The sequence below is a fragment of the Streptomyces roseifaciens genome (genome assembly GCF_001445655.1).
In the GTDB taxonomy this organism is placed as follows: domain Bacteria; phylum Actinomycetota; class Actinomycetes; order Streptomycetales; family Streptomycetaceae; genus Streptomyces; species Streptomyces aureoversilis.
This window is the reverse complement of the sequence record NZ_LNBE01000002.1, coordinates 113641-136128: the sequence shown is the minus strand read 5'-3', so window position 1 is coordinate 136128 and position 22488 is coordinate 113641. Positions and strand designations below refer to the sequence as shown.

19 protein-coding genes and 1 pseudogene are annotated in these 22488 nt (G+C 68.0%); 16 read left to right on the top strand and 4 right to left on the bottom strand.

The features are described from left to right. Positions 1-58 precede the first annotated feature (58 nt). Both AS857_RS02430 and AS857_RS02425 read left to right on the top strand, forming a co-directional pair. Positions 59-925, top strand: coding sequence for an EamA family transporter (locus AS857_RS02430; RefSeq protein ID WP_058041430.1), 867 nt, complete (start codon positions 59-61; stop codon positions 923-925). A gap of 413 nt (positions 926-1338) precedes the next feature. Continuing rightward, the gene (locus AS857_RS02425; protein WP_144440699.1) at positions 1339-2076 is read left to right on the top strand and encodes a hypothetical protein; all 738 of its coding nucleotides are present in this window, start codon (positions 1339-1341) and stop codon (positions 2074-2076) included. Between the two features lie 207 nt (positions 2077-2283). On the opposite strand, the gene AS857_RS02420 is transcribed toward AS857_RS02425, so the two are convergent. From AS857_RS02420 to AS857_RS40910, 4 genes and pseudogenes are all read right to left on the bottom strand, one after another. After that, positions 2284-3582, bottom strand: coding sequence for an IS256 family transposase (locus AS857_RS02420; protein ID WP_058041428.1), 1299 nt, complete (start codon positions 3580-3582; stop codon positions 2284-2286). Then, positions 3582-4952: an IS701 family transposase gene (locus AS857_RS40920; RefSeq protein ID WP_058041427.1), complete on the bottom strand. Its 1371-nt coding sequence runs from the start codon at positions 4950-4952 to the stop codon at positions 3582-3584. The genes AS857_RS02420 and AS857_RS40920 overlap by 1 nt, the downstream gene beginning before the upstream one ends. Positions 4953-6164: 1212 nt before the next feature. Next, positions 6165-6429 (bottom strand): annotated as a pseudogene (locus tag AS857_RS42225) (transposase); the annotation flags it as partial. A gap of 20 nt (positions 6430-6449) precedes the next feature. Beyond that, complete coding sequence (locus AS857_RS40910; protein ID WP_245699554.1) at positions 6450-6611, bottom strand: hypothetical protein; 162 nt, start codon at positions 6609-6611, stop codon at positions 6450-6452. A gap of 466 nt (positions 6612-7077) precedes the next feature. Between AS857_RS40910 and AS857_RS02400 the strand changes: the two genes are divergently transcribed. The 14 genes from AS857_RS02400 to AS857_RS02335 all read left to right on the top strand — a co-directional run bounded on the left by AS857_RS02400 (position 7078) and on the right by AS857_RS02335 (position 22487). Then, positions 7078-8076, top strand: coding sequence for a LuxR C-terminal-related transcriptional regulator (locus AS857_RS02400; protein WP_079110005.1), 999 nt, complete (start codon positions 7078-7080; stop codon positions 8074-8076). Between the two features lie 397 nt (positions 8077-8473). Continuing rightward, positions 8474-10111: an AMP-binding protein gene (locus AS857_RS02395; protein WP_058041425.1), complete on the top strand. Its 1638-nt coding sequence runs from the start codon at positions 8474-8476 to the stop codon at positions 10109-10111. 11 nt (positions 10112-10122) lie between these two features. Beyond that, entirely contained in the window at positions 10123-10359 is a 237-nt protein-coding gene (locus AS857_RS02390; protein ID WP_058041424.1) for an acyl carrier protein, read from the top strand. Between the two features lie 11 nt (positions 10360-10370). Continuing rightward, on the top strand, positions 10371-11324 hold the full coding sequence (locus tag AS857_RS02385) for an amidohydrolase family protein (RefSeq protein ID WP_058041423.1): 954 nt from the start codon (positions 10371-10373) through the stop codon (positions 11322-11324). A gap of 28 nt (positions 11325-11352) precedes the next feature. Next, positions 11353-12279: a chlorinating enzyme gene (locus tag AS857_RS02380; protein WP_160330172.1), complete on the top strand. Its 927-nt coding sequence runs from the start codon at positions 11353-11355 to the stop codon at positions 12277-12279. Beyond that, complete coding sequence (locus AS857_RS02375) at positions 12269-12550, top strand: hypothetical protein (RefSeq protein ID WP_058041421.1); 282 nt, start codon at positions 12269-12271, stop codon at positions 12548-12550. Before AS857_RS02380 ends, AS857_RS02375 begins: the two co-directional genes overlap by 11 nt. Positions 12551-12626: 76 nt before the next feature. After that, positions 12627-13556 (top strand): beta-ketoacyl-[acyl-carrier-protein] synthase family protein, encoded by a 930-nt coding sequence (locus AS857_RS02370; RefSeq protein WP_058041420.1) that lies wholly within the window; start codon positions 12627-12629, stop codon positions 13554-13556. 49 nt (positions 13557-13605) lie between these two features. Beyond that, a complete protein-coding gene (locus AS857_RS02365) occupies positions 13606-14061 on the top strand; it encodes a GNAT family N-acetyltransferase (RefSeq protein WP_058041419.1) in 456 nt (151 codons plus the stop codon). A 27-nt stretch (positions 14062-14088) separates the two neighbouring features. After that, positions 14089-15036: a hypothetical protein gene (locus tag AS857_RS02360; protein WP_058041418.1), complete on the top strand. Its 948-nt coding sequence runs from the start codon at positions 14089-14091 to the stop codon at positions 15034-15036. Continuing rightward, positions 15033-16367: a cation:proton antiporter gene (locus AS857_RS02355; RefSeq protein ID WP_058041417.1), complete on the top strand. Its 1335-nt coding sequence runs from the start codon at positions 15033-15035 to the stop codon at positions 16365-16367. Before AS857_RS02360 ends, AS857_RS02355 begins: the two co-directional genes overlap by 4 nt. Before the next feature lie 361 nt (positions 16368-16728). Then, the gene (gene asnB, locus AS857_RS02350) at positions 16729-18561 is read left to right on the top strand and encodes an asparagine synthase (glutamine-hydrolyzing) (protein ID WP_245699607.1); all 1833 of its coding nucleotides are present in this window, start codon (positions 16729-16731) and stop codon (positions 18559-18561) included. A 48-nt stretch (positions 18562-18609) separates the two neighbouring features. Beyond that, positions 18610-19449 carry a TauD/TfdA dioxygenase family protein gene (locus AS857_RS02345; RefSeq protein ID WP_058041415.1) on the top strand — a complete coding sequence of 280 codons (840 nt, stop codon included), beginning with the start codon at positions 18610-18612 and terminating at the stop codon, positions 19447-19449. Then, entirely contained in the window at positions 19446-21056 is a 1611-nt protein-coding gene (locus tag AS857_RS02340) for a GMC family oxidoreductase (protein ID WP_058041414.1), read from the top strand. Before AS857_RS02345 ends, AS857_RS02340 begins: the two co-directional genes overlap by 4 nt. A 48-nt stretch (positions 21057-21104) precedes the next feature. Continuing rightward, the gene (locus AS857_RS02335; RefSeq protein ID WP_144440698.1) at positions 21105-22487 is read left to right on the top strand and encodes a hypothetical protein; all 1383 of its coding nucleotides are present in this window, start codon (positions 21105-21107) and stop codon (positions 22485-22487) included. Position 22488 lies beyond the last annotated feature (1 nt).

Sequence of the window (22488 nt, the reverse complement as noted above, 5' to 3'; positions counted from 1 at the left end):
AGTGAACTACGGTGTGCTGCACTGCACTGTTCACCACACTGTACTGCGAGGTGTCCCAATGACGGCGGTCTTCGCCCTGACCACGAGCTTCCTGTGGGGGCTGGCCGACTTCGGCGGCGGGCTGCTCACCCGGCGCATACCGGCCCTGACCGTCGTCCTGGTCTCACAGCTGCTGGCCGTGGGCGCCCTGGGAGCGATCGTCGTCGCCACGGGCGCCTGGTCGGAGACAGGCCCCCAGCTCTGGTATGCGGTGGCGGCAGGCGTCGTGGGCCCGGCGGCGATGCTCGCCTTCTACCGGGCGCTGGCCCTGGGCCCCATGGGGGTCGTCTCGCCGCTGGGCGCACTCGGCGGCGTCGCGGTGCCGCTGGGCGTCGGCCTCGTCCTGGGCGAGCGCCCCGGCATCCTGCAGGTCGCCGGCATCGCGGTGGCCATTGCGGGCGTGGTCCTGGCCAGCGGCCCGAGCAAGGGCGGCGCCCCCGTACAGCGCCAGACCCTGATCCTCACGCTCGTCGCCGCCTTCGGCTTCGGCTCGGTAATGGCCCTGATCGCCGAGGCCTCCCACAACCTCACCGGCCTCTTCCTCGCCCTCTTCGTCCAGCGCGTCTGCAACGTGGTCGTGGGCGGCGGCGCCCTCTACATCTCCGTACGGCGCGGCGCACCCGCCCTCCCGGAGGACGGCTGGAACGGCATCCGCTCCTCCCTCCTCCCGCTCGCCTTCATCGGCCTCGCCGACGTGGCCGCCAACGGCACGTACTCCATCGCCGCGAACAACGGCCCTGTGACGGTCGCGGCCGTCCTCGCCTCGCTCTACCCCGTCGTCACGGCCCTGGCCGCACGGGGCGTCCTGAGCGAACGCCTGCGCACGGTCCAGGCCGCGGGCGCCGGCCTGGCACTCATGGGCACGGTCCTGCTGGCCACGGGCTGAGCCCCCCGCGCGCGGGTTCACCGGCACGCCAACCGGCCGCAGACGGTTACGCAGTGTCAGCGTGCACGGGCCGACTGCGGGTCCGGTCCCGGACATGTCGATCAGCAGCAGTCCTACCTACGGAGGCGAGGCCAGTGCAGCACGGGTCGGGTGGGTGACAGGTCGCTGAGTGTCTTCTTCCGTATGCGACAGCTCGGCCTCCTGCCGCCCGGTGAGGACCTCGCCGTCCAGCACCGCGAGGGGTGAGACGTAGCGCGTCTGCGTCCGGTAGTCCCCGGCCCTGGACTACGTTCGCGAGTTCGACTCCGTCCTCGCCCCCTGGCGCCGGAAGCCGACTGTCCGCGAGCTCCTCCACCGAATCCGCGAAAGCCCTGGGAACCGCCGCTTCACAGTGCACCGTAAGCTTCTCGATCATGTGCGAGAACCGACTGGGTGCCTTGTTGGAGGCCGGATTCACCGACCGGCTGGGACAGCGGGACAGGAAGCTGCTGGCGCGCCGCGCCTTGCTCAAGGGCGTGGGCGAGAAGCCGCCGTTCTACCTTCCGACCAGTTGGTGGTACGTGGTACTGGGTGAGAACTACGAGGGCTTGTTCGCGGCGCTGGACCTCCACGACCGGGTCCCGGTCACCTTCCGCGAGGGACTCGACGTGGCTGACCTGCCGGCCCGGCCGGACGCCGACCCCGTCTTCGTCACGCCTGAAATCGACGGCTGGCGTCTGATATTCGGAAACCTCGACAGTGTCATCGGCTGGGACTGGGACGACATGATGGGCGCCGTGGAGCGGCTGAGCGCCCGGTGCGGCCAAGCGCAGATGTTCTTCGAGGACATCGCGGGCGGAGCGGATATCTGGGTGGTCGCCGAAGCGGGTCGCATCCGGCGCCGGTACGCCCGGGAGAGCAACCCCGAGTGGGTGGGCGAGCCCCTGCCATGGGAGACGCTGGCTGTCGACGACGAGGATTTCGACCCGGAATTCGACGAGGCCGACTCCAACGAGGGCACAGCCGACGCCATGACAGCGTGCGAGCACCTGTCCGTGCACCCGAGCCCGGTGGACGCCGACACCGAGATACGCGGCCACGGCTGGCTGGCCATGAGCGCCCCGAACGTAGGCCACAAGGGACTGGAAGACCTGGCTCGATCTTGGAAGTGACACCAAAGAGAGCCGCTCGAACATGGCGACACTGATGGTCTTCACCCAGATGACAGCGGATTTCGTCACTCATGTCAGTAGTGCTTCGGCACGGATTGTCAGCGCGAGACGCACGCACTGGCCGATCTACTCAACCTCCATGGGTCAAGAATGGACTAGCCCACATGGGGGTCTGTCCAATCAACGGCTGATCTTGGTTGTTGAGGTTCAGTGGCCGGTGGCGGGGGTGAGGCGGCCTTCGAAGGCGATCTGGAAAGCGTTCAGGGGCGCCTTCCAGCGCATGATCCAGCGGCGCCGGCCCTTGCCGGTGGGGTCGAGGCTCATCAGGGCCATATAGACGCACTTCAATGCGGCGGCCTCACTCGGGAAGTGCCCGCGGGACCGGACGGCTTTGCGGATGCGGGCGTTCACGCTCTCGATCGCGTTCGTCGAGCAGATCACCTTGCGGATCTCCACGTCGAACGACAGGAAGGGCACCATCTCAGCCCAGGCGTCGGACCACAGCTTGACCACGGCCGGATACTTGGTGCCCCACTTCTCGGAGAACTCCAGGAACCGCTCGGTGGCCGCGGCCTCGCTCGGCGCGGTGTAGACGGGCTTGAGGTCACGCGCGACCTTGTCCCAGTCCTGCCGGGCGACGTAACGGATGCTGTTGCGAATGAGATGAACGATGCAGGTTTGCACTACCGTGCGGGGCCAGACGGCCTCGACCGCGTCCGGCAGGCCCTTGAGCCCGTCACAGACGAGCATGAGGACGTCCTCGACGCCGCGGTTGCGGAGCTCGGTGAACACCTGCAGCCAGTGCTTGGCGCCCTCGCCGCCGTCACCCGCCCAGATCCCGAGGATGTCGCGGGTGCCTTCGACGGTCACGGCCATGGCGAGGTAGATGGGACGGTTGGCGACGTGGCCGTCGCGGATCTTCACGTTGATGGCGTCCACGAAGATGACGGGGTAGACGCGGTCGAGCGGACGGGACTGCCACTCGGCCATGCCTTCCATCACCTTGTCCGTGATCGTGGTGATGGTCTGCTTGGAGACCTCCGCCCCGTAGACCTCGGCCAGATGCGCGGATATCTCCCCGTGGGTGAGCCCCTTCGCGGACAACGACAGCACCATTTCGTCGACACCGGTAAGGCGTCGCTGGCGCTTCTTGACGATCTGCGGCTCGAACGTGCCGGCCGTGTCCCGGAGCACCCTGACCTCGACGGGACCGACATCGGTCAGCACGGTCTTGGCCCGGGTGCCATTGCGGCTGTTGCCGCTGTTCCGGCCCGACGCCTCGTGCTTCTCATAGCCGACGTGGTCCGTGATCTCGCCCTCCAGGGCGGACTCCAGCACGCGCTTCGTGAGCTGCTGGAGCAGCCCGCCCTTCCCGGTTAACTGCAGCCCGTCCGTGCGGGCACGGTCGACCAGCATCGCGATCAACTGCTCGTCCGACACTGCCTCCGCGGCCGACTCGATAACCGACTCCTCGACGGTTTCGTTCTCGACAATGGTCTCGCTCATCAGGCGTCTCCTTGATCATCGGATCCGCCGTTGATTAGACACTCCCGCCGGAGGCGACCGCGTCGAGCAGGGCCTGGAGTTCGGTGGGTGGGTCTTTGTCGGTCCAGGCTTGCCACCAGCGGTGGAGGGTGGTGGCGAGGGTGAGCCAGGCGCGGACGGCGCGAAAGGCTCTGGGCCAGCAGGGTGGCTGGGGCTGGTGGGGTGTGGTGGGTCCCCCTCTCTGGTCCGTTGTCGGGGCAGGGGTCCGGTGCGGTGGCGTCCAGTGGCCCGGGTGGGGCGAACCACTGGTCCCGGCAGAAGGTGAACGCGCAGTTGACCAGGGTCTGGTGGCGTTTGATGGCGCGGGCGGAGCGGACCTGGAAGTCGGCCCAGCCGAGTTCGTCCTTGATCTGTTTATAGCTCTGCTCGATCCAGGGCCGCAGCCCGTAGAGGTGGACGATCTCCGCAAGGTCGGCTGGCGGGTGCGGGGAGGTGGTGGCGTGGGGTGCGTCGGGGTGGGGCAGGTTGGTGGTCAGGTACCAGGTGGTGTGCTCCGGCAGTCTGCCCGGGTCGGTGGTGGCCACGACCAGGCGGCAGGGGCTGTTCGGGCCGTAGCCGCCCAGGCGGGCGTCGGCGGTCCACCAGGTCTCGGTGTGCCCGTCGCGGAAGTGGCGCTCGACCGGCATCCAGTCGCCCGGGTGGTCGGGGCCGGTGCCGGCCAGGGCACGGGCGGCGTCGACCGGAGTGTGCGGCTCATCGGCGCGGGCCCAGGAGCCGCGGTGCGGCTTGAGTGCGACGACATAGGGCAACCCGGCGTCGCGCAGGGCGAGGTACCAGTCGTCGCTCGTGGAGTAGGCGCAGTCGGCCACCACGGCCCGGCAGGCGAAGCCCGCTTCCTTGCCCTGGGTGGCGAGAGCGGCGGAGATCTGTGGTTTCGTGCGGAAGGCGGGATCGGCCCGGCCGCGGTCGAAGTGGTGGGCGGGGGTGTACGGCTGTGTGTGCAGCGGGTAGTAGATACGCCCGTCGGTCCACACCGTGGTTACCGTGACGACGCCGTTGTCGGCCTTGCCGTACCGGCCCAGCCACTGCCGGCCCACGTGCGCGGTCGCCGTGCCGCCCTTGCGGTCCCCGGAATCATCGATCACGATGACCCCGCCGTCGTGCGCAGTGGTCTCCGGCTGCTCGCGCAGCAGCTCAAGCCGCCGGTCGTTGACCAGCCCGGCCTCCCAGGGGGACTCGGACAGGAAGAACTGCAGCCGCTGCACCGGCGGGCCGCCAGCCCCGGCCATCGGCTCCGCCCCGGCCAGACACGTGAAGAAGAGGTCGTCGAACCGGGCCGCGTACTCCTCCAACGGCCCCGGCGCGGGCGGCCACGGACGGCGAGCGGTCATCTTCGCCCCCAGCAGGACAGTTCACTCCTCCTACCGGACTACGACCAACCCGACCTGCCGTCAACCCACCCCACCACCGGAATCAACGAACTACGGGTAGTCCTCCGGCGGCACTGACGGGTGAGCGTCGAGCCAGTCCGCCAGCCTCCCCGCCGCCTTCGGAGAGAAGGTCGACACCAAGAACACCCGCGCCTCGCGTCCCATCCGAAGCCGGGCATGGACGGCTGGACGCCGCGCTATGGGCGGCTCCTCGACGATGACATAGGCATTCGTCCCGGCCAGCCCGTACGAGCACACCCCGGCAAGCCGCGGCACCCCGTCAACCGGCCACGATGTCAGCTCCGTGGGCACGAAGGCAGTCGCTCTGCGTAGTGCCCGTAGCCTCCGGTCTTCCGTCGTTCGGGCGTGAGGATGTTGGCAGGAACGTACGTCGGACGGGCGGCTTGGGGCACAACAGGGAGTCCTTGTGCGAACGGCATGGGCGGCGATGGAAGGACAATGACGGCGCGAGAAGTGTGAAGCGATGGTCGCGATCGCTCAGCGGGGAACTCCGGCTTCTGGGACGACAGCGAAACGTCAGCGTTGCGTGAGCGACGCGCCGTACCGTCGTGGGCATGAACAAGATCAAATCCGCATTCGTGGCAGCCGCAGTCCTTGCCGGTGTGGGCGTGATGGCCGGCCCGGCCCAGGCAAGGAATGGAATCACGGTTGGGGCCACCATCGTCTGTGAGTAGGCGGGCTGAGAGGCTTACGGCAGAAGTACAAGTGGCCTGCGGCTGAACGGAAAGCCATCGCGAAGATGCAGGAGATCGCCCGACGGTACCCCCGCTTCGCGCATCGGCGCTGCACCGTTGCAGCCGTAACCTGACGAACAGAACGACAAGAGTCCTGTAACGGGAGACTGTTACGCACGGATCTGTGAGAGCCGGGAGGTGAGATCCCCCCGGCTACTCGGCAGGCCCCCGGGAGCGTCCCAGGGACGCACGGCCCTCCGCCTCCTCGCGGACGCCGCCCCTTTTTGCGGGTGGTCGGACGGCGCGCGGCGTCGTGCTCCGGCAGCGTGCCCGTAGCGTTCGGGCGGGTCGCGCCAGCCCACTGAGCGTTGGTCAGCTCATGTCGCCGCACCATGATGCTCCTCCCCGGAACGGCAGCAGACCCACCAACCGGGGCAAGAGCCGTCAGACACTGCTTATTGATCAGAACTCATTGGGTTCATTCGTCGTGGATGTAGCGGACGTGTGGGACTTTGAAGTAACCGGTGACGACGTGTGGCTGGTGTTGGCGTCTGCGGAAGAAGCGGCGGGTTTCGGCGGCGGGTTGGTCTTGGTTCCTGGCCCGGTGGGTGGGGCAGGCTGCGTTTGAGGTCGGCGTTGACCAGTTCGTCCGGGTTGAGCTCGGGTGAGTACGAGGGCAGGAAGTGCAGCTCGATCTCGTCCTGGTGGTCGGCGAGCCAGGCCCGGACAGTCTTCGAGCGGTGGGTCGAGTGCCGGTCGGCCATCAGGTGGCCTTCCGGTCGAAGTGCCCGACGAGCAGGGTGAGGAAGCGGCACATGACCTTCGCGTCGAACGACTCGGTGAAGACCATGAAGTGCATCCGGCCGCGGGTTTTGATCGCGGCCATCGCGTTCACGGAGAACCGATTCCCGGTGCGGCGGACCACCAGCGTCGTCTCCTTGGCGCCCCTGCAGGTGCCGGAAGTGGACCGCCACGGCGACGGCGGTGATCACGGCGGCGAGGGGGCCGTGGGCTGCCAGGAACCACCAGTCGGTGATCTTCACCCACTGCCCGGCGAGGAGCAGGAGGGGTGAGGTCATTGGCCCGGCGGCGCTGGTGGGCGACGGGCTCGGCGGCCGAGGAGCGGAAGAAGTCACCGCGCCAGTCCCCGACCCTACTCAATCGTGTTCCCGCACGATGCGACACTCCCGGTCAGTGTGGGGCACCCCGCCGAACTACGGGGTTGTCGCGCCGTGGCAGCGGCGACAGGTTTGAGAAGCCAAAAGGCGTCTTATTGATCCAAAACTCTTGCTCTTCCGGGCCCGTTGCCGCATCACTGCAAGTCAGGGGCTCGCGTGAAGGAACCCGAAGAGTTTCGGATCAATAGCTGCCATGGAACGAGAAAGTTGCTCATGAAGACCAAGTCCCGCATTGTGCAGACTTTGATCAGCGACGAGGTGCTGCAGGGGGTGTACGGCTATGCGCTCACCCTTCCACTCGATGACGTCGTCGACGTCGAGGGCGCGGCCGCACGGCTCGACCTCTCCGTCCTGGACACCCAGGCGGCTTTCGCCGAGCTGACCGACATGGGTCTTCTGCGGAACCGGCCAGGGCGCGGCATCGTGGCGGTGTCGCCGGAGGAAGCGGTCAGCCGGGTGCTCGGTCCGCTGGAGTTCGAGATACGCACCCGGCGCGCACAGGCCGAGGAGGCGCGGCGGAGGCTCTTGTCGTTCGCACCGCTCTTCGAGACGAGCCACAGCGCCGACAGGCAGCGCCGGCAGGTCGAGCTCATCGAGAGTCTCGTGGAGGTTCGCACCGCCATCGCCGAGCTGTCGGCGAGCTGCAGTTCGGAGATCCTCACCGCTCAGCCCGGCGGCGGGCGCCGGGAGGACGTGCTCGTGGAAGCGGCGCCGCGCGACTACGAGACGCTCCGCAGGGGCGTGGAGATGCGCATCCTCTACCAGCACACCGCGCGGTCGAGCCGCGGCACCCACTCCTACGTCGAGCAGGTGGCTCGTCTCGGCGCCGAAGTGCGCACGCTGGACGACCGGTTCATGCGGTTCCTGATCTTCGACCGGGAGTGCGCGATGTTCGCCGTACCCGGCAACCCGAACGGTGCCGCGCTCGTCCGGGACCCCTACGTCGTAGCATTCATGGTCGAGGCGTACGAGCGGCTGTGGCTGACGGCCGAGCCCTTCGTCGTCGACAGCGACGCGCAGCCCGAGATCGCGGACGCTCTGAAGGAAATCATTGTCCGGCTGCTCACCACGGGACTGACCGACGAGGCCGTCGCACGGCGCCTGGGCATGTCGGTCCGCACCTGCCGGCGCCACGTCGCCGAGCTCATGGCGGCGCTCAACGCCGAGAGCCGTTTCCAGGCCGGGTACCTGCTTGCATCGCAGGGAGAGTGAGCAAAAAATGATCCTTTTGCCCTCTTCTTCCCTCGGGCATCAAGCTGCCATGCAGCATGATGCTCAGCCGCGCCGACGCATTCTCGCCCCCGTTCCTGGCACTGTCATGGCAGAGCTCCGCACCGTCTTCGCAATGACGCGGAGTTCTGGCGTCGTGGAAGTTGCACCAGGAACAGTGCGGGGAGCGGGGAAAGTGAAGCGATTCGGCGAGTTCTCCAGCGTCGGGTTCACGGTTTTCTTGGTCATGGTGGTGGGAGGGCGCGTTGCCGCGGCCGAGCCTCGGCCCGAGGCCACGGCGACGATGCCGGCAGCCCAAAGCGATACCGGCTGGGGGTGAGCCTGCGTTCGCTCGTCGTTTTCAGTTCCTGGATTCCTGTGAACGAACCGAGGATTACTGTTGCCGATCAACGAACTTTACAAGAACCTGGCCAAGCATGCGGATCGCCGGATTCAATTCTTCGCCATCGACGGGAGAACGGTCACCAAAACGTTCCCGGAAGTCCACGATGATGTCGTACGGCTCATGTCCGAGCTGCGCGACTGCGGTATCGGGGCCGGGGACCTCGTGGGACTCGCCGGGCCGAACTCATACGAGTGGGTTGTCGCCGACCTTGCTCTGCTGGGGCTGGAGTGCGTCTCCGTGGCGCTGCCGCTGGAGCGCCGGACGGACGCGGCGACGGTGGACGAACTGGCCGGGAAGTACGGGCTCTCGGCCGTCCTGGTGACCCAGGTGTTGGCAGGTGAATCCGGCCTGCCGCAGGGCATCGCGCGGTTGGAGCACCGGCCGCTGAGGCTCGAGAAGAAAACGCGGCCCCGGAGCGGGACGGAAGCCGGCAACGGACCGCACGCGGACGGCGGCTGTCCGCCGCCGGCCTTGCCGGACGACGTCTTCTCCATCGTCTTCTCCTCGGGCACTTCGGGCAGCAAGAAGGGCCTGATGATGTCCAAGAAGGGCGTCGAGAACACCATCCGGACATCCGGCGAGGCATGGCAGGTGGACGGGCGTGACAACCTCCTGATCGTCATGCCGTTCTCCAACTTCCAGCAGCGCTACCTGATGTACCTGGCCGTCCGGTACGGACTCGACGCGACGGTCGTGGCACCGGAGCGGATGTTCCAGAAACTCAAGGACTTCGAGCCGACCATCATTCTCGGCCCTCCTTCGTTCTTCGAGGTCGCCTGCAACCGGGTCGACTCCGCCGGCTTGAAGGGAAGGCTGCCGGTGTTGCTGGCCACCGCGCTCGACGCCGTGGCACCGGGCCGGGCCGGCCGGTGTCTGCGGAGGCGCCTGGGCAGGAAGTGGATGGGCATGTACGGCTCCCGGGTGCGGCTGATGCTCACCGGATCCGCACCGGTGCCGCCGCGCACGGTCCGGCTGTTCCAGTTGTTCGGCGCCCCCCTCCACGAGGTGTACGGGAGCACCGAGATCGGCTGGATCGCCCTCAACCTGCCGGGGCGCAGCAAGGTGGGCAGTGCGGGCCGGCCGGTCGACGGGATCGAGGTCGAGGTCGCCGACGACGGCGAGGTCGTGGTGCGCACGGACCGTCCGCAGTGCCTCGGCTACGTCTTCGAGGGGACGGAGACCCAGGATGCGGTCTTCCTGCCCGGAGGACGGGTGACGACCGGTGACCTGGGCCGGTTCGACGAGGCGGGGTTCCTGCGCCTGGTTGGCCGGAAGAAGAACGTGATCATCACGCGCAGCGGGGTCAAGATCAACCCCGAGGAGCTCGAACTCGCCGTGGAGAAGGGCTGCCGCGCCGGGCGGGCGATGGTCCTGTCACCCGACGGGGACGGGCTGCTGACCTGTGTCGTCTGGCTCGACGACTGGCAGTCGCCCGAGCGCACGGCCGAGGTCGAGGCGTACGTCAGCGAGTCGAACAAACAGCAGGAGGCCGCCCGCAGGATCTCGGACGTCGTTTTCAGGCCCGCGTCCGAACTGACGGTGGAAAGCGGTCTGCTGACGAGGAACTTCAAGGTCGACAGGGGCGCGGTCACGCGCAGGATATTCGGCGAGAGCACCCGGGCGGGACGATGAACAAAGGTCATGTGAGCGACGACGAGATCTGCCGGATCATCGCGAGCGCCATCGCGCAGAAGGCGGCTAAGAAAGGAGTGTCACCGGAAATGAGCCTCCGGGGCGATTTGGGTGTCGATTCGCTCACGCTCGTGAGCATCGTCTTCGTCCTGGGGGAGAAGACCGGTATCGATGCCTTCGGTCGTGTCGAGGAGTTCGTCCGCGCCGAATCCGTCGCGGACATCATCAAGGTCGTACGGCAGAGTTGAGGGGCCTTTCTGTGTCCGACGTTCCGAAGGTCATCGATTTCCACAGTCACATCGCCTCGGGCATGTGCTTCCCGCAATCCTTCCAGGGCGGTGTCGTCGACAACATGACGGTTGCCCTGGAGAGCCGCGGGCTGCCTGTGACCCGGGAAAAGGTCGCGAGGATGCACGCCAGCACGCTGACGGACCCGCTCTGCGACGAGTTGGTCGGACAGATGGACGAGGCCGGCATCACGGAGTCCGTCCTTCTGCTGCCCGATTTCACCTATGCGCTCAAGGACAGCACGCACACCATCGAAGAGCTCGTCGAGCATCACAAGAAGGTCGTGGAGCGCCACCCCGGCCGTTTCCGGGTCTTTGTGGGCGTCGATCCCCGGTGGGGCGCGGACGGCCTGGCGCTTTTCGAGAAGGCGATCGTCGACTACCGCTTCGACGGAATGAAGCTGTACCCGCCGTGCGGGTACCGGCTCTCGGACGACATGCTCTACCCGTACTACGAGATCTGCGCGCAGTACTCGCTGCCCGTCCTCTCGCACATCGGGGCGACGTCGCCCGTGCTCGACTTCGAGATCGCGCAGCCCATCTACGTCGACAGGGCGGCCAGGGACTTTCCCGGCATCGACTTCGTGCTCGCGCACGGCAGCGTCCACTACCCGGACGAGGTCGCCATGCTGTGCAACAACCGGCCGAACATTTACGTGGACGTCAGCGGTTACGAGGCATTCGGCGCCGCGGCACTGAACACACTCTTCCGGCGCGGGATCAACCACAAGATCCTCTTCGGCACGGACTGGCCGGTGTTCCGGCTCCAGGGCCGTCAGAGGAGCCTGGTCGAGAAGCTCGAAAAGGAAGGCGCATTCCCCGGGTCGATGACCGACGCGGACCGGGACCTATTTTTCTACAAGAACGCGGCGCGGCTGCTCGGCAAGAACAAGCTGAAGTCCGCAGAGGCCGCTGCCGCGCTTTGACGGCCGGCAACCACAGAAAGGTATGAAGGTGACGGAACGTAAGACGGAGACGGAATTCCTCGGACTGACCGAGGAACAGATCGAGTTCTTCAAGGAGAACGGTTTCGTGGGACCGTTCGACCTCTACTCCGAGGAAGAGGCTCCGCTGCTGTGGAACCAGGCCATGATCGAGATGGTCACCTCCGCGAACAAGCCCCACAACTCGACGGTCATCAACTACGACCGGCACCTGGACTGCAACACACTGTCCGACCACATCAGCCGGCCGGAGATCGTCCACAAGCTCCGCAGCCTCATCGGTGACGACGTCCTGTGCTGGAAGACGAACATCTTCAAGAAGGCGCCTGGTGAGGCCGGAACCGGCTGGCACCAGGTGGAGACCTTTGTGGTCGGCGAGACCACCACCTCGGCGACTCCCTCTCTCAAGTACACCCAGGAGACGGAGGGTGTGACGCAGGAGCTGACCGTGTGGACCGCGTTCTCCCCCGCGGGCCGGGAGAACGGCTGTCTGCGTTACATCCCCGGCAGCCACAAGAGGTGGTACTACGACGAGAGCAAGCCGCTGACGCGCAATGTGGAGAGCAAGTCCCACGACTTCTTCGGATACGACTACGCGGAACTCAAGCTCGACCAGGACTGGGACCCCAGCGACGAGCGGGTCGTCGAGATGGAGATGAAGCCCGGCCAGTTCGTGATCTTTCTGGCCAAGTGCATCCACGGCTCCCTGCCCAACGTCAGCGACACCACTCGCCTGGGTTTCGCCTCGCGCTACGTCTCGCCGTCGGTGAAGGTGTACGAGGACGTCGACAGCCTCAGCGAGTTCGGCGACACCATCAGCCTCGACTACCACGGCAGCGTCCTGGTCTCCGGCGAGGACAAGTACGGCCACAACCGGCTTCACGACAAGAACCTGAACGGGCACCCCTTCGAGAAGGCCGACGCCGATGAGCACTGACGAGTACCGGAAGAAGTTCGCGGAATACCTCCAGACGCAGCCCATGACCGAGCGGCTGGCCTACGAGGACGTCATCAAAGCGAAGACGCGCGACGAACTGGGCATCAGCTCGCTGAACATCATCCTGCTCCTGCTGAACTACATCAAGGAGCACAAGAACGACAGCGTGCAGCTCAAGCCCGAATGGGTGTCCCTGCTCCACGACATCGACGGCATCGCGTCCGTGCTGCGTGAGATAGACGAGACCGGCCTCGCGCAGGCGTCGGTGTGACGCCCGCCGTGATGTGCTCCCCGGGCTCGGAGGCCGTGATCGCCACCGGGCCCCGGTGCGGCGGAGGCGAGGCACGGTGACCACTGACCACTCCGGCATCGGCATCGGCTCGTTCGCGTGCGTCTGGGGAGAGCAGCAGCGCAAGCCCTACGACATAGCGGACTTCGAAGCGCTCTGGCGCGAGAGGTCCTCCGGCGCCGATTTTTCCTCCATGGGCTGCGAGACCTTCCGGACGATGACGGCTCCGGTCGAGGAGTACGTGATCGAGGCGGTGCGGCGGACGCTGGCCGATGGCTCCGTCTCCCCCGAGGACGTCGACCACCTCCTCTTCACCACCAGCGACGGCCGACTGGCCTCGCTCGGCAGCGACTTCACCACCCGCGTCCTCGATGCGCTGGGGCTGGTCGACTGCGTCCCGATGATGCTCTCCTTCCAGCAGTGCTGCAGCTCCCTGACGGCCCTGCGCCAGGGGTGCGAACTGCTGCTGCGCGATCCGGACGTGCGCAACGTCGTCCTCGTCTCACTGGACTTAACCCCGGACGACAGCGACCGCGTGCGCTCCTTCGCCCTGTTCAGCGACGCGGTGGCCAGCTGCCTGATCACCCGGGGCGGCCAGGGGCTGGTGCGGCTGCTCGCCTCGGCGGTGCGTGCCGACCACGAGGGGCTCCTGGGCCGCGAATCGTTCGTCTCGCGGCAGAAGGCCGCGCAGTCCGCGTTCGCCAAGGCCGCCGCGGACAGCGGCCGTCGGCTCGCGGACGTCACCAAGGTGTTCCCCACCAACCTCTACACGCCGATCACGCTGTTCAACAGCACGATTGCGGGGCTGCAGCGGGACCGCCTGCACTTCGCCAGGACGCTTGCCGCGTACGGTCACTGCGGGAACTCCGACTGGATGATCAACCTCGTCGACCACCACGGCGACACTGGGATCCGTCCTGGGGAGACCTATCTGGCCGTTTCCTCGGCACCCGGATTTTTCGCCTGCGGGCTGTTTGAGGGAATCTGAGTCAGCACAGCTGAACAATATCCGAGGAACCTTGAGAAAGGGGACACCTGTGCAGATTTCCGTCGACGACCTCTCCGGGCCGGAGATCGCCGCTTTCCTGGAGGAGCACGTCCAGGACATGAGGGCCGTCACGCCGCTGGAGAGCAAGCACGCGCTCGACCTCGACGGTCTGCGCGGGCCGGAGGTGACCTTCTGGGCGGCCAGGGACGGCGGGATGCTGCTGGGCTGCGGCGCCATCAAGCGGATCGATGCCACGCACGGGGAGATCAAGTCGATGCGGACCGCCCCCGCGCGCAAGCGCGGCGGGGTGGCCTCGCGCCTGCTGGCCCACGTCGTCTCCGAGGCCCGGCGCATGGGGTACACCCGGCTCAGCCTCGAGACGGGGGCGACAGAGTTCTTCGCCCCCGCCCGCGCCCTGTACGAGAAGTTCGACTTCGAGTACTGCGCACCCTTCGCGGACTACAAGGAAGACCCCAACAGCGCGTTCATGACGCGGCTGCTCTAGCTCGAGCCCCGAGGGGGACCACAACCGATGGACGTGACCTATCCGTACGACAGAGAGCTGTACAGCCGGCTGTTCCTGAATTGTTCTCAGCGCCAGTCACTCGTGATGCTCGCCGAGCGCGAGCCGCTGGCGTACCAACTGCTCCACCGGTGCATGGTCAGCACCGACGAGATCCTGCGGCAGATCGTCAGGGAGCAGCGGCCCAAGTACTCCTTCGAGAGCGGGCTTCTCCACCGCGATGACCTGGCGAACATCGGGATCGTCGCGGAGGAGTCCGCCTTCGGCACCTACGCCGAGGCGCGCGGGCTGTTGCTGGATGTGGTGGCCCAGGAGGGGTACGCGATCCTGGTGGGGGACGTGTTCTACTGGCCGCACTGCCCCGAGTACACCAACCAGCACTTGATGCACACCATCGTGCTCAAAGGGTATGACGAGGACACCGCCCGGTGGTCGCTCGTCGACGACAACCCGGCGAGCCTGCTGTGCGCGTACGCCTACCCCGAGGAAGTGATCGCGGCCGGCTTCGACAACAGTGAGCTGCGCCGAGTTCGCTACTTCACCGCCAAGGAATTCGACGCGTCACAGGCCGCGGCGGCCGCGCGCCGGACCTTCGCCGGGCAGCTCGACCGGTACGAGGACGGCCTCACCTTGTTCTCCGGGGTCGGGGAGCTCATCGCCTGCCCCTGGATCGCGCCGGAGCGGGTCGTCTTCCTGCTGCACGATGCCTTCTCCCTCTACCAGGGATCGCGCGCCGGACTCCTCGAGTACGTGCGCCGCGCGCTGGACGACGCCCGCGCCGAGGAGCTCCTCACGTCGATCGTGCGCCAGAGCACCGACGTACGGAACCAGTTGCTGCTCGGCAAGGTCACCGGCTCCCTGGACGCCGGCCGGACGGCGGCGGCCTGCCTCGGGCTCAAGGAGGCCGAGGAGGAGCTGCTGCCCCGGCTGCGGGCCGCGGCGGGGGAGCGGGCGTGACGGAAGGACAGATCACTCTCCTGCTCGTCGACCTCGCTCTGATCATCGCACTGGCGAAGGCTGCGGGCCGGTTGGCCCGGGCGCTCGGGCAGCCGCAGGTCATCGGCGAGATCTTGATCGGCGTGGCGCTCGGCCCCACCTTCTTCGGCGGCGCGCTCTCCGATGCGCTGCTGCCGGTGGAGGTGCGGCCCTACCTCGGCACCCTGGCCAACCTGGGCCTGGTGCTGTTCATGTTCGTCGTGGGCCTGGAGCTCGACTTCGGGCGGCTGCGGGGCTCGGGCCGGATGGCCGGGGCGGTCGTCGCCGGGTCCACCCTCGTGCCCTTCGTCCTCGGGCTGGGGCTCGCGGCGTACTTGCTGTGTACGTACGAGCCTGCCGACCACACCGCCTTCGTGCTGTTCATCGGGGTCGCGGTGTCGGTGACCGCCTTCCCGGTCCTGGCCCGGATCCTGTCCGACCGGGGCATGAGCGGCACCTGGCTGGGCACCGTGGCCCTGTCTACGGCGGCGGTCTGCGACCTCGCGGCGTGGACGGCGCTCGCCGGCGTCCAGGCCCTGGTCGGCGCGAGCGGCGGGCACCACTGGAAGGTGCTGCTGGTCGTACCGTACGCGGCGGTGCTGTTCCTGGTCGTACGGCCGCTGCTGAAGCGGTTCCTGTCCGGGGAGAGCGCCACGGGGCCCCGGTCCGCGGGCGGCCTCGCCCTCGTCCTGGCCGGTGCCCTGGTCTCGGCCGCGGCGACCCAGTGGATGGGCCTGCACTTTGTGATGGGGGCGTTCCTGTTCGGGCTCGTCGTGCCGCGCCTGAAGGAGACCTCCGTACGGGAGGACCTGCTGCAGGGCACCCAGTACACGACCGAGCTCCTGCTGCCCGTGTACTTCGTCGTCGCGGGCCTGAAGGTGAACCTCTCCGGCATCGGCGCCGACGGACTGGTGCAGCTGGCGGCGATCCTCTTCGTGGCGATCGCCGGCAAGTTCGCGGGCACCTGGCTCGCCGCCAGATCCCAGGGGCTGTCGCCCCGGGGCTCCGCGGTGCTGGCCTGCCTGATGAACACCCGGGGGCTGACCGAGCTCATCGCCCTGGGCATCGGCCTGGAGGCGGGACTGCTGGACGAGCGGCTCTACTCGCTCTTCGTCGTCATGGCGGTCCTCACGACGGCCATGGCCGGCCCCCTGCTGCGGCTCCTGGCGGGGTGCGGCGACGAGCCGCTCGAACTGGACTACGTCGTGCCCGCGCCTACCCCGCGCGCCGAGTCCCGTCCACCGGGGCAGGGCCCCGCGCGCGGGCCGAGGAACGCCCCTGTGCGTCCGGAGCCGCCCCGCGCGCGCTGGTGAGCGAAACAGCCCCGCACACGGGGGAGTCGTGCCCGATTTGTGGCCCTACTTCTGTCCTGCATCAAGTTGCCATGCAGCTTGTGCGCCGATAGGCCGAACCCATTCGACGGCCTGGTCTGGCACGGTTGTTCCAGCTGCCATGCGGAAACCGTCGACATGTGAAATCTGCTGAGCGCGGCGTTTACTACGCAGGGTGGGCCCCATGCGCTGTGATTTCGGGCGCAGCTTTCTCTTCGTGAACCGAATTCCTCGCAAAGGAATCCTCCGCAAACCAAATGTACCGCTTCCCGGAATCTTCGCGTACCGAACGCTCCGGGCGGCGGATTCCTCGAATTCCCAAGGGGTGAATTGATTGAGCGGCGTGGTGGGCTGGATCGACTTCCGGCGTGATCTGAGCGACCAGGGCGACGTGCTGAACTCGATGACGGAGGCGCTGCGGCACCGTGGCCCGGACACCCGAGACGTCTGGCTGTCCGCGCAGGCCGGCATCGGGCACCGGGGACTGGCCACCTCGGGGTCGCCGGACGACGTCCGGCCCGCACGGGCCGAGACGGACCGGGGCGTCGTGTATGTCGCGCACGCCGGCGAGGTCTTCAACAGGGACGAGTTGCGGCGGGCCGTCGAGGCGGCCGGCGGCCGCCTCAGGAACCGCTCCACCGCCGAGGTCCTGCTCTGGGCGTTCCTGCTGTGGGGGCCGGAGTTCGTGGAGCAGGTCGACGGCACCTTCGGCCTCGCCGTCTGGGACGGCAGGGACCGCCGGCTGCACCTGGCCCGCGACCGGATGGGCATCAAGCCCCTCTACTACTACGCGTACCCGGGCGGCGTCCTCTTCGCCTCCGAACCCAAGGGTGTCATCGCCAACCCCCGCTTCGAGGCGCGCCTGGAGCTCTCCGCGCTGCCCATCGTCCTGCAGCCGAGGCTGAGCCTGCCGGGAGAGACCCCGTTCAAGGACCTGTACGAGGTCCCGCCCGCCCACGTCGTCACCTTCACGGAGTCCGGCACATCGCACCGCCGTTACTGGGAGCTGGTCAGCCGGCCGCACCACGACACCTTCGACGTGACGGCGCGGCGTGTGGCCGAGCTGCTCGACGACGCGGTGCACCGGCAGCTCGTCACGGACGTGCCACTGGGTGCGATGCTCTCCGGCGGCGTCGACTCGACCTCCGTCGCCGCCCTCGCGCTGCGGGCGCTGCGCGAGGAGAACCCGGACCGCGAGCTGGACTCGTACTGCGTACGGTTCGAGAGCGACCCGGCGCACTTCGTCGCCACGGAGCTGCGTCCCGACGTCGATGCTCCGTACGCCGCCGCGGCCGCCGAGTTCATCGGCACCCGGCACACCACGCTCACAGCCACGCTCCAGGACGTCCTGGATGTCATCCCCGCCACACGGCGCGCCCGCGACCTGCCGGGCTGGGGCCAGTTCGACGCGTCGATGTACCTCATCTTCCAGCAGATCAGGCGCGGTTCGACGGTCGCGCTGACGGGAGAGGCCGCCGATGAGATCTTCGGTGGGTACCCGTACTTCTTCAAGCCGGAGGTCGTGGGGCGCGACGGCTTTCCCTGGCTGGGCGACGGCCCCAAGCTCTCCCGCTTCCTCAACCCCGAGCTCCTGGCCGCGGACGACGCGGCCGAGGGCGAACGCGCCCGCTACGGCGAGCTGTTGTCGCGCGTGCCGCGCCTGCCCGGGGAGAGCGCCGAGGAGGCCCGGATGCGGGAGGTCTTCTTCCTCGGGCTGTCCGGGCCGCTGTCGGTGATCCTCGACCGCAAAGAGCGGATGAGCATGGCGCACGGGCTGGACGTGCGCGTCCCGTTCTGCGACCACCGGCTCGTCGAGTACGTCTGGAACGTCCCCTGGGCGCTCAAGTCCCAGGGCGGCGTGAAGGGCCTGCTGAAGGCTGCCATGGCCGACGCTCTGCCGCCAAGCACGGTCAACCGCAAGAAGAGCGCCTATCCGCACGTGCAGAACCCGGTGTACGACCAGGCCCTGATCCGCGAGGCCGCGTGGATCGTCGGCGACAAGGAATCCCCGCTGACCGGGATGTTCGACGGCGAGGGGCTGAGCGGGCTGATCGAGCGGATTCGCGCCAACGCGGTGCGCGGCGAGCTGCCCGGCGGATCCAACCAGGCCGCCTTGCTGATCCAGCTCGTCGAAATGCGCAACTGGATGGACGAGTACCAGGTGTCCCTCCCCTGACGGGGAGCCGCCTGATGTCACGACAGAATCCCCAGGGAGTCTCCTTTTATGCTTGAACTGGTCCCCATAACCGATGGCATCGGCACGGAAGTCCGTGGCATCGATGTCTCCGGTCCGATCTCCGACCGCGAATTCGACCGGATCCACCAAGCCTGGATCGACACCACGATCCTGCTGTTCCGCGGGCAGGAGATGACGCCCGCGCAGCACATCGCGTTCACCCGCCGCTTCGGTGAGGTCTACGCCTACACGCGCTCGCAGTTCAACCACGACGAGCACCCCGAGATCCTGATCCTGTCCAACATCACCCGTGACGGGAAGCCGATCGGGTCCGCCTACAGCGGGCGCGTGTGGCACAGCGACGGCGCCTATCTCACGGACCCTCCGGTCGGCTCCATGTTGTATGCCCGCGAGGTCCCGCCGGAGGGCGGCGACACCTGGTACGGCAACATGTACGCCGCGTACGACGCCCTGCCCCCGTCGGTCAAGGAGCGCATCGAGGACCTGAAGGTGGTCATCAGCCGGGTCCGGTCCCGGCCGTACAACTACCCCGACCGCCCCGCGCCCACCGCGCGGGAGCGCGCCGAGTGGCCCGACGTCACCCACCCGTTGGTGCGCGTCCACGAGGAGAGCGGCCGCAAGGTGCTGTACGCGGGCGGCAACGTGCCGTGGCGCATCGAGGGCATGTCCGAGGACGAGAGCGCACCCCTGATCACCTTCCTCCAGGAGTTCTCGATTCAGCCCCGGTTCACCTACCGCCACCAGTGGCAGGCCGGCGACATCGTGCTGTGGGACAACCGCAGCGCGATGCACCGGGCCACCTCCTACGACCACGTCAAGCACCGTCGGCTGATGCACCGCACGACGATCTCGGGTGGGCGCTCATGACCCGCTACGACTACGTCGTCGTCGGCGCGGGCGCCGCGGGCTGCGTCCTGGCCGGACGGCTCACCGAGGACCCCTCGATCAGGGTGCTGCTGCTGGAGTCGGGCGCCGAGCGGCGCAGCCCGCTGCTGACCATCCCCGCCGCCGAGACCGTGCTGATGGGCAACCCGAAGTACGACTGGTGCTTCGAGACCGATGCTGACCCCACGATCGACGGCCGCAGCGTGAGCATCCCCCGGGGCCGGCTCCTGGGCGGGTCCAACGCGATCAACGGCATGATCTTCGTGCGCGGCCAGCGGGAGGACTACGACGACTGGGAGCGGCTGGGCAACCCCGGCTGGTCGTGGGAGGGCGTCCTGCCGTACTTCCGCAGCATGGAGCGCGCCGCCGGGTTCGCGGGCGACAGCCGTGGCCACGCCGGACCGATCTCGGTCGGGGTGCCGCGCGATCGGGACGAGCTGACGGACGCGTTCCTCGACGCGGCTGTGAAGGCCGGCTACTCGCAGAACGCGGATTACAACTCCGGGGACCAGGAGGGCTTCGGCTACTACCAGGTCAACCACGAGGGCGGACGGCGCTCCTCGGCGCTCGGCGGCTACCTCAAGGAGGCCAGGAATCGCCCGAACCTCACCGTGGTCACCGAGGCGCATGTCACCCGGCTGCGCTTCGAGGGCACCCGGTGCACCGGCGTCAGCTTCCGGCACGGCGACACCGAGCGGACAGTCCGCTGCGGCCACGAGGTGATCGTCAGCGCCGGGACCGTCCAATCCCCGCAGCTCCTCGAGCTCTCCGGAATCGGCTCGGCGGAGGTCCTGGGCGACGTGGGGGTGCCGGTGGTGCACCACCTGCCAGGTGTGGGCGAGAACTTCCGTGACCACTTCGCGTCCCGGCTCCGATGGCGGGTGCGGCAGCCGATCACCTTCAACGAGCGCTCCCGCGGTCTCGCCCTGGCCCGCGAGGTCGGCAAGTACGCGCGCGAGCGCCGGGGGCTGCTGAGCCTGCCCATCGCGCTGGGGTACGGCTTCGTCCGCTCGGTGCCGGAACTGACGCGTCCCGACCTGCAGTTCCACTTCGCCCCGGCGAGCTACGGCGGCGGAGCGAGCAGGCGTCTAGACACCAGGCCCGGCATGACGCTCGGGGTGTACCCACTGCGGCCGGAGTCCAAGGGCTCCGTCCACATCCGTTCCCGCAATCCGATGACCGCGCCGTCCATCCGACCGCGCTTCCTGGACTCCGAGCGTGACTGCGCCACGCTGATCGAGGGCATGCGCATCGGCCGGAGGATCGTCGGCGCGCCGAGCCTGGAGGACTACCGTTCGTTCGAGCTGATGCCCGGCAGCGACGTGCACACCGACGACGAACTGCTGGCGTACGCCCGACAGCACGGCGACACCTCGTACCACCCCATCGGCACCTGCCGGATGGGTGACGACCCACTCGCGGTGGTGGACGAGCGGCTGCGCGTGCACGGCGTGCACGGCCTGCGGGTCATCGATGCGTCCGTCATGCCCGCCATGATCTCGGGCAACACCAACGCCACGAGCATGATGATCGGCGAGAAGGGCGCGGCCATGGTCCTGGCGGACCACAAGGAACGCGGCCGCACGTAGGCGAAGGCGCCGAGGGCCTCCAATTCCGATTCCAGAACGGGAAGTTCTATGTCTGACAAGCCTACCGTGGACCGCTTCGACTACACCGTGAACCTCGAACGGGCCGGTTCGTACCGCATGCGCCGCAGCGCCCTCTGGCCGCCATCCGGTTCCTACGCCCTGGGCTGCCTGGACCTCGCCGGGGCGACCCCCGACCTCGGCGACGGCTTCCGCCGGGCGCTGGCCGCTCTCAAGGGCGCCGTCGAGGCCGAGTGGCACACGGTCAAGGAGATCGGCATCCCGGCCCGTCGCCGCTTCAACGACCCGCCGGCGGTCGCCGGGGCCCTGCGTGACGTCGCCGAGTATCTGCCGGGCGAGGCCGACCGGCGGGCGGCCGAGCTGCGCGCCGACGCCGTCCGGAACGGTTACGACGACGGCATCCTGAAGGAACTCGCCTCCCTTGAGGAAGAGGTCACGATCGTCGCGGGGCAGATCTCCACCTGGTACGGCAAGGACGTGCGCGGCCTGCCGACGGCCTTCGCGTGCCGCACCGACGGGGCCCGTCAGGAGCTGGTCGGCCAGGCCCTGGCCCTGCGGGACGAGGCGGCCGGCTACCTGCACCGCCTCCACTCCGGCCTGCGGCTGGGGGAGCTTCCGGCTTTCGGCGCGGCCGAACTCTTCTTCATGGCAGGCGAGGGCAACCTGCACCCCAAGCACATCGCCTACTTCCTCCCCGAGGACGAGGGCGTGAAGTACTCGCCCTTCAAGAAGACGTACTACTTCGCCAACACCCACCGGGCTCTGCTGGAGACGATCTCGGCCCCGCTGGCCGCCCGCCACGTCGAGGCCGGACCGCGCTTCGCCCCGGCCGACGAGCGCTTCGCGACCATCCCGGTACTCGGCGTGCTCGGCCACGAGCTGGGCCACTTCGTCCACCGGACCGCCACCGACTTCACGGATCTCAACGCCGAGGACCGCTGGGCCTCCGTAGTCCTCCAGGAAGTCGCCGCCGACGTCTTCGGGACCCTGATCCTGGCCGACGTATGGGCGCCGCGCCTGGGCATCGCCGCCGAGGACTGCGTCGCGTACTACCTCGCGGAGTGCCTGCGCTACCTGGACCGCGGACTGGGCCACTTCCCCGACAGCGACGGCATGTTCCTCCAGCTGTCCTACTTCGTACAGCTGGGCGCCCTGGAAGCGGATCCGGACGGCGCACCGCGCCTGAAGGGCGACCCCGGCGCCGTCCTGGCCGGACTGCGCTCGCTGGCGCGGGTCCTGGCCGACACCCTGCTCGCCACTGACGCCGGTCGGGCGGTCCGCCTCCACCGGACTTTCGGTCCGGCGACGGCTTCCCCGCTGTCATTCCTCATCGACGAGCTGCGCGGCCAACCGCTGCCCTCCGTCGAGTACATGCAAGAGCACCTCCACTTCGCCGCCACTCCGGCCTCCTGAA

What these genes read in the sequence shown, in the direction of transcription:
- AS857_RS02335 (WP_144440698.1), top strand. Translation starts at nt 21,105, where the DNA reads ATGTCTGACAAGCCTACCGTGGACCGCTTCGACTACACCGTGAACCTC.
- AS857_RS02375 (WP_058041421.1), top strand. Translation starts at nt 12,269, where the DNA reads ATGAGCACTGACGAGTACCGGAAGAAGTTCGCGGAATACCTCCAGACG.
- AS857_RS02430 (WP_058041430.1), top strand. Translation starts at nt 59, where the DNA reads ATGACGGCGGTCTTCGCCCTGACCACGAGCTTCCTGTGGGGGCTGGCC.
- AS857_RS02345 (WP_058041415.1), top strand. Translation starts at nt 18,610, where the DNA reads ATGCTTGAACTGGTCCCCATAACCGATGGCATCGGCACGGAAGTCCGT.
- AS857_RS40920 (WP_058041427.1), bottom strand. Translation starts at nt 4,952, where the DNA reads ATGACCGCTCGCCGTCCGTGGCCGCCCGCGCCGGGGCCGTTGGAGGAG.
- AS857_RS02420 (WP_058041428.1), bottom strand. Translation starts at nt 3,582, where the DNA reads ATGAGCGAGACCATTGTCGAGAACGAAACCGTCGAGGAGTCGGTTATC.
- AS857_RS02360 (WP_058041418.1), top strand. Translation starts at nt 14,089, where the DNA reads ATGGACGTGACCTATCCGTACGACAGAGAGCTGTACAGCCGGCTGTTC.
- AS857_RS02425 (WP_144440699.1), top strand. Translation starts at nt 1,339, where the DNA reads ATGTGCGAGAACCGACTGGGTGCCTTGTTGGAGGCCGGATTCACCGAC.
- AS857_RS02340 (WP_058041414.1), top strand. Translation starts at nt 19,446, where the DNA reads ATGACCCGCTACGACTACGTCGTCGTCGGCGCGGGCGCCGCGGGCTGC.
- AS857_RS02400 (WP_079110005.1), top strand. Translation starts at nt 7,078, where the DNA reads ATGAAGACCAAGTCCCGCATTGTGCAGACTTTGATCAGCGACGAGGTG.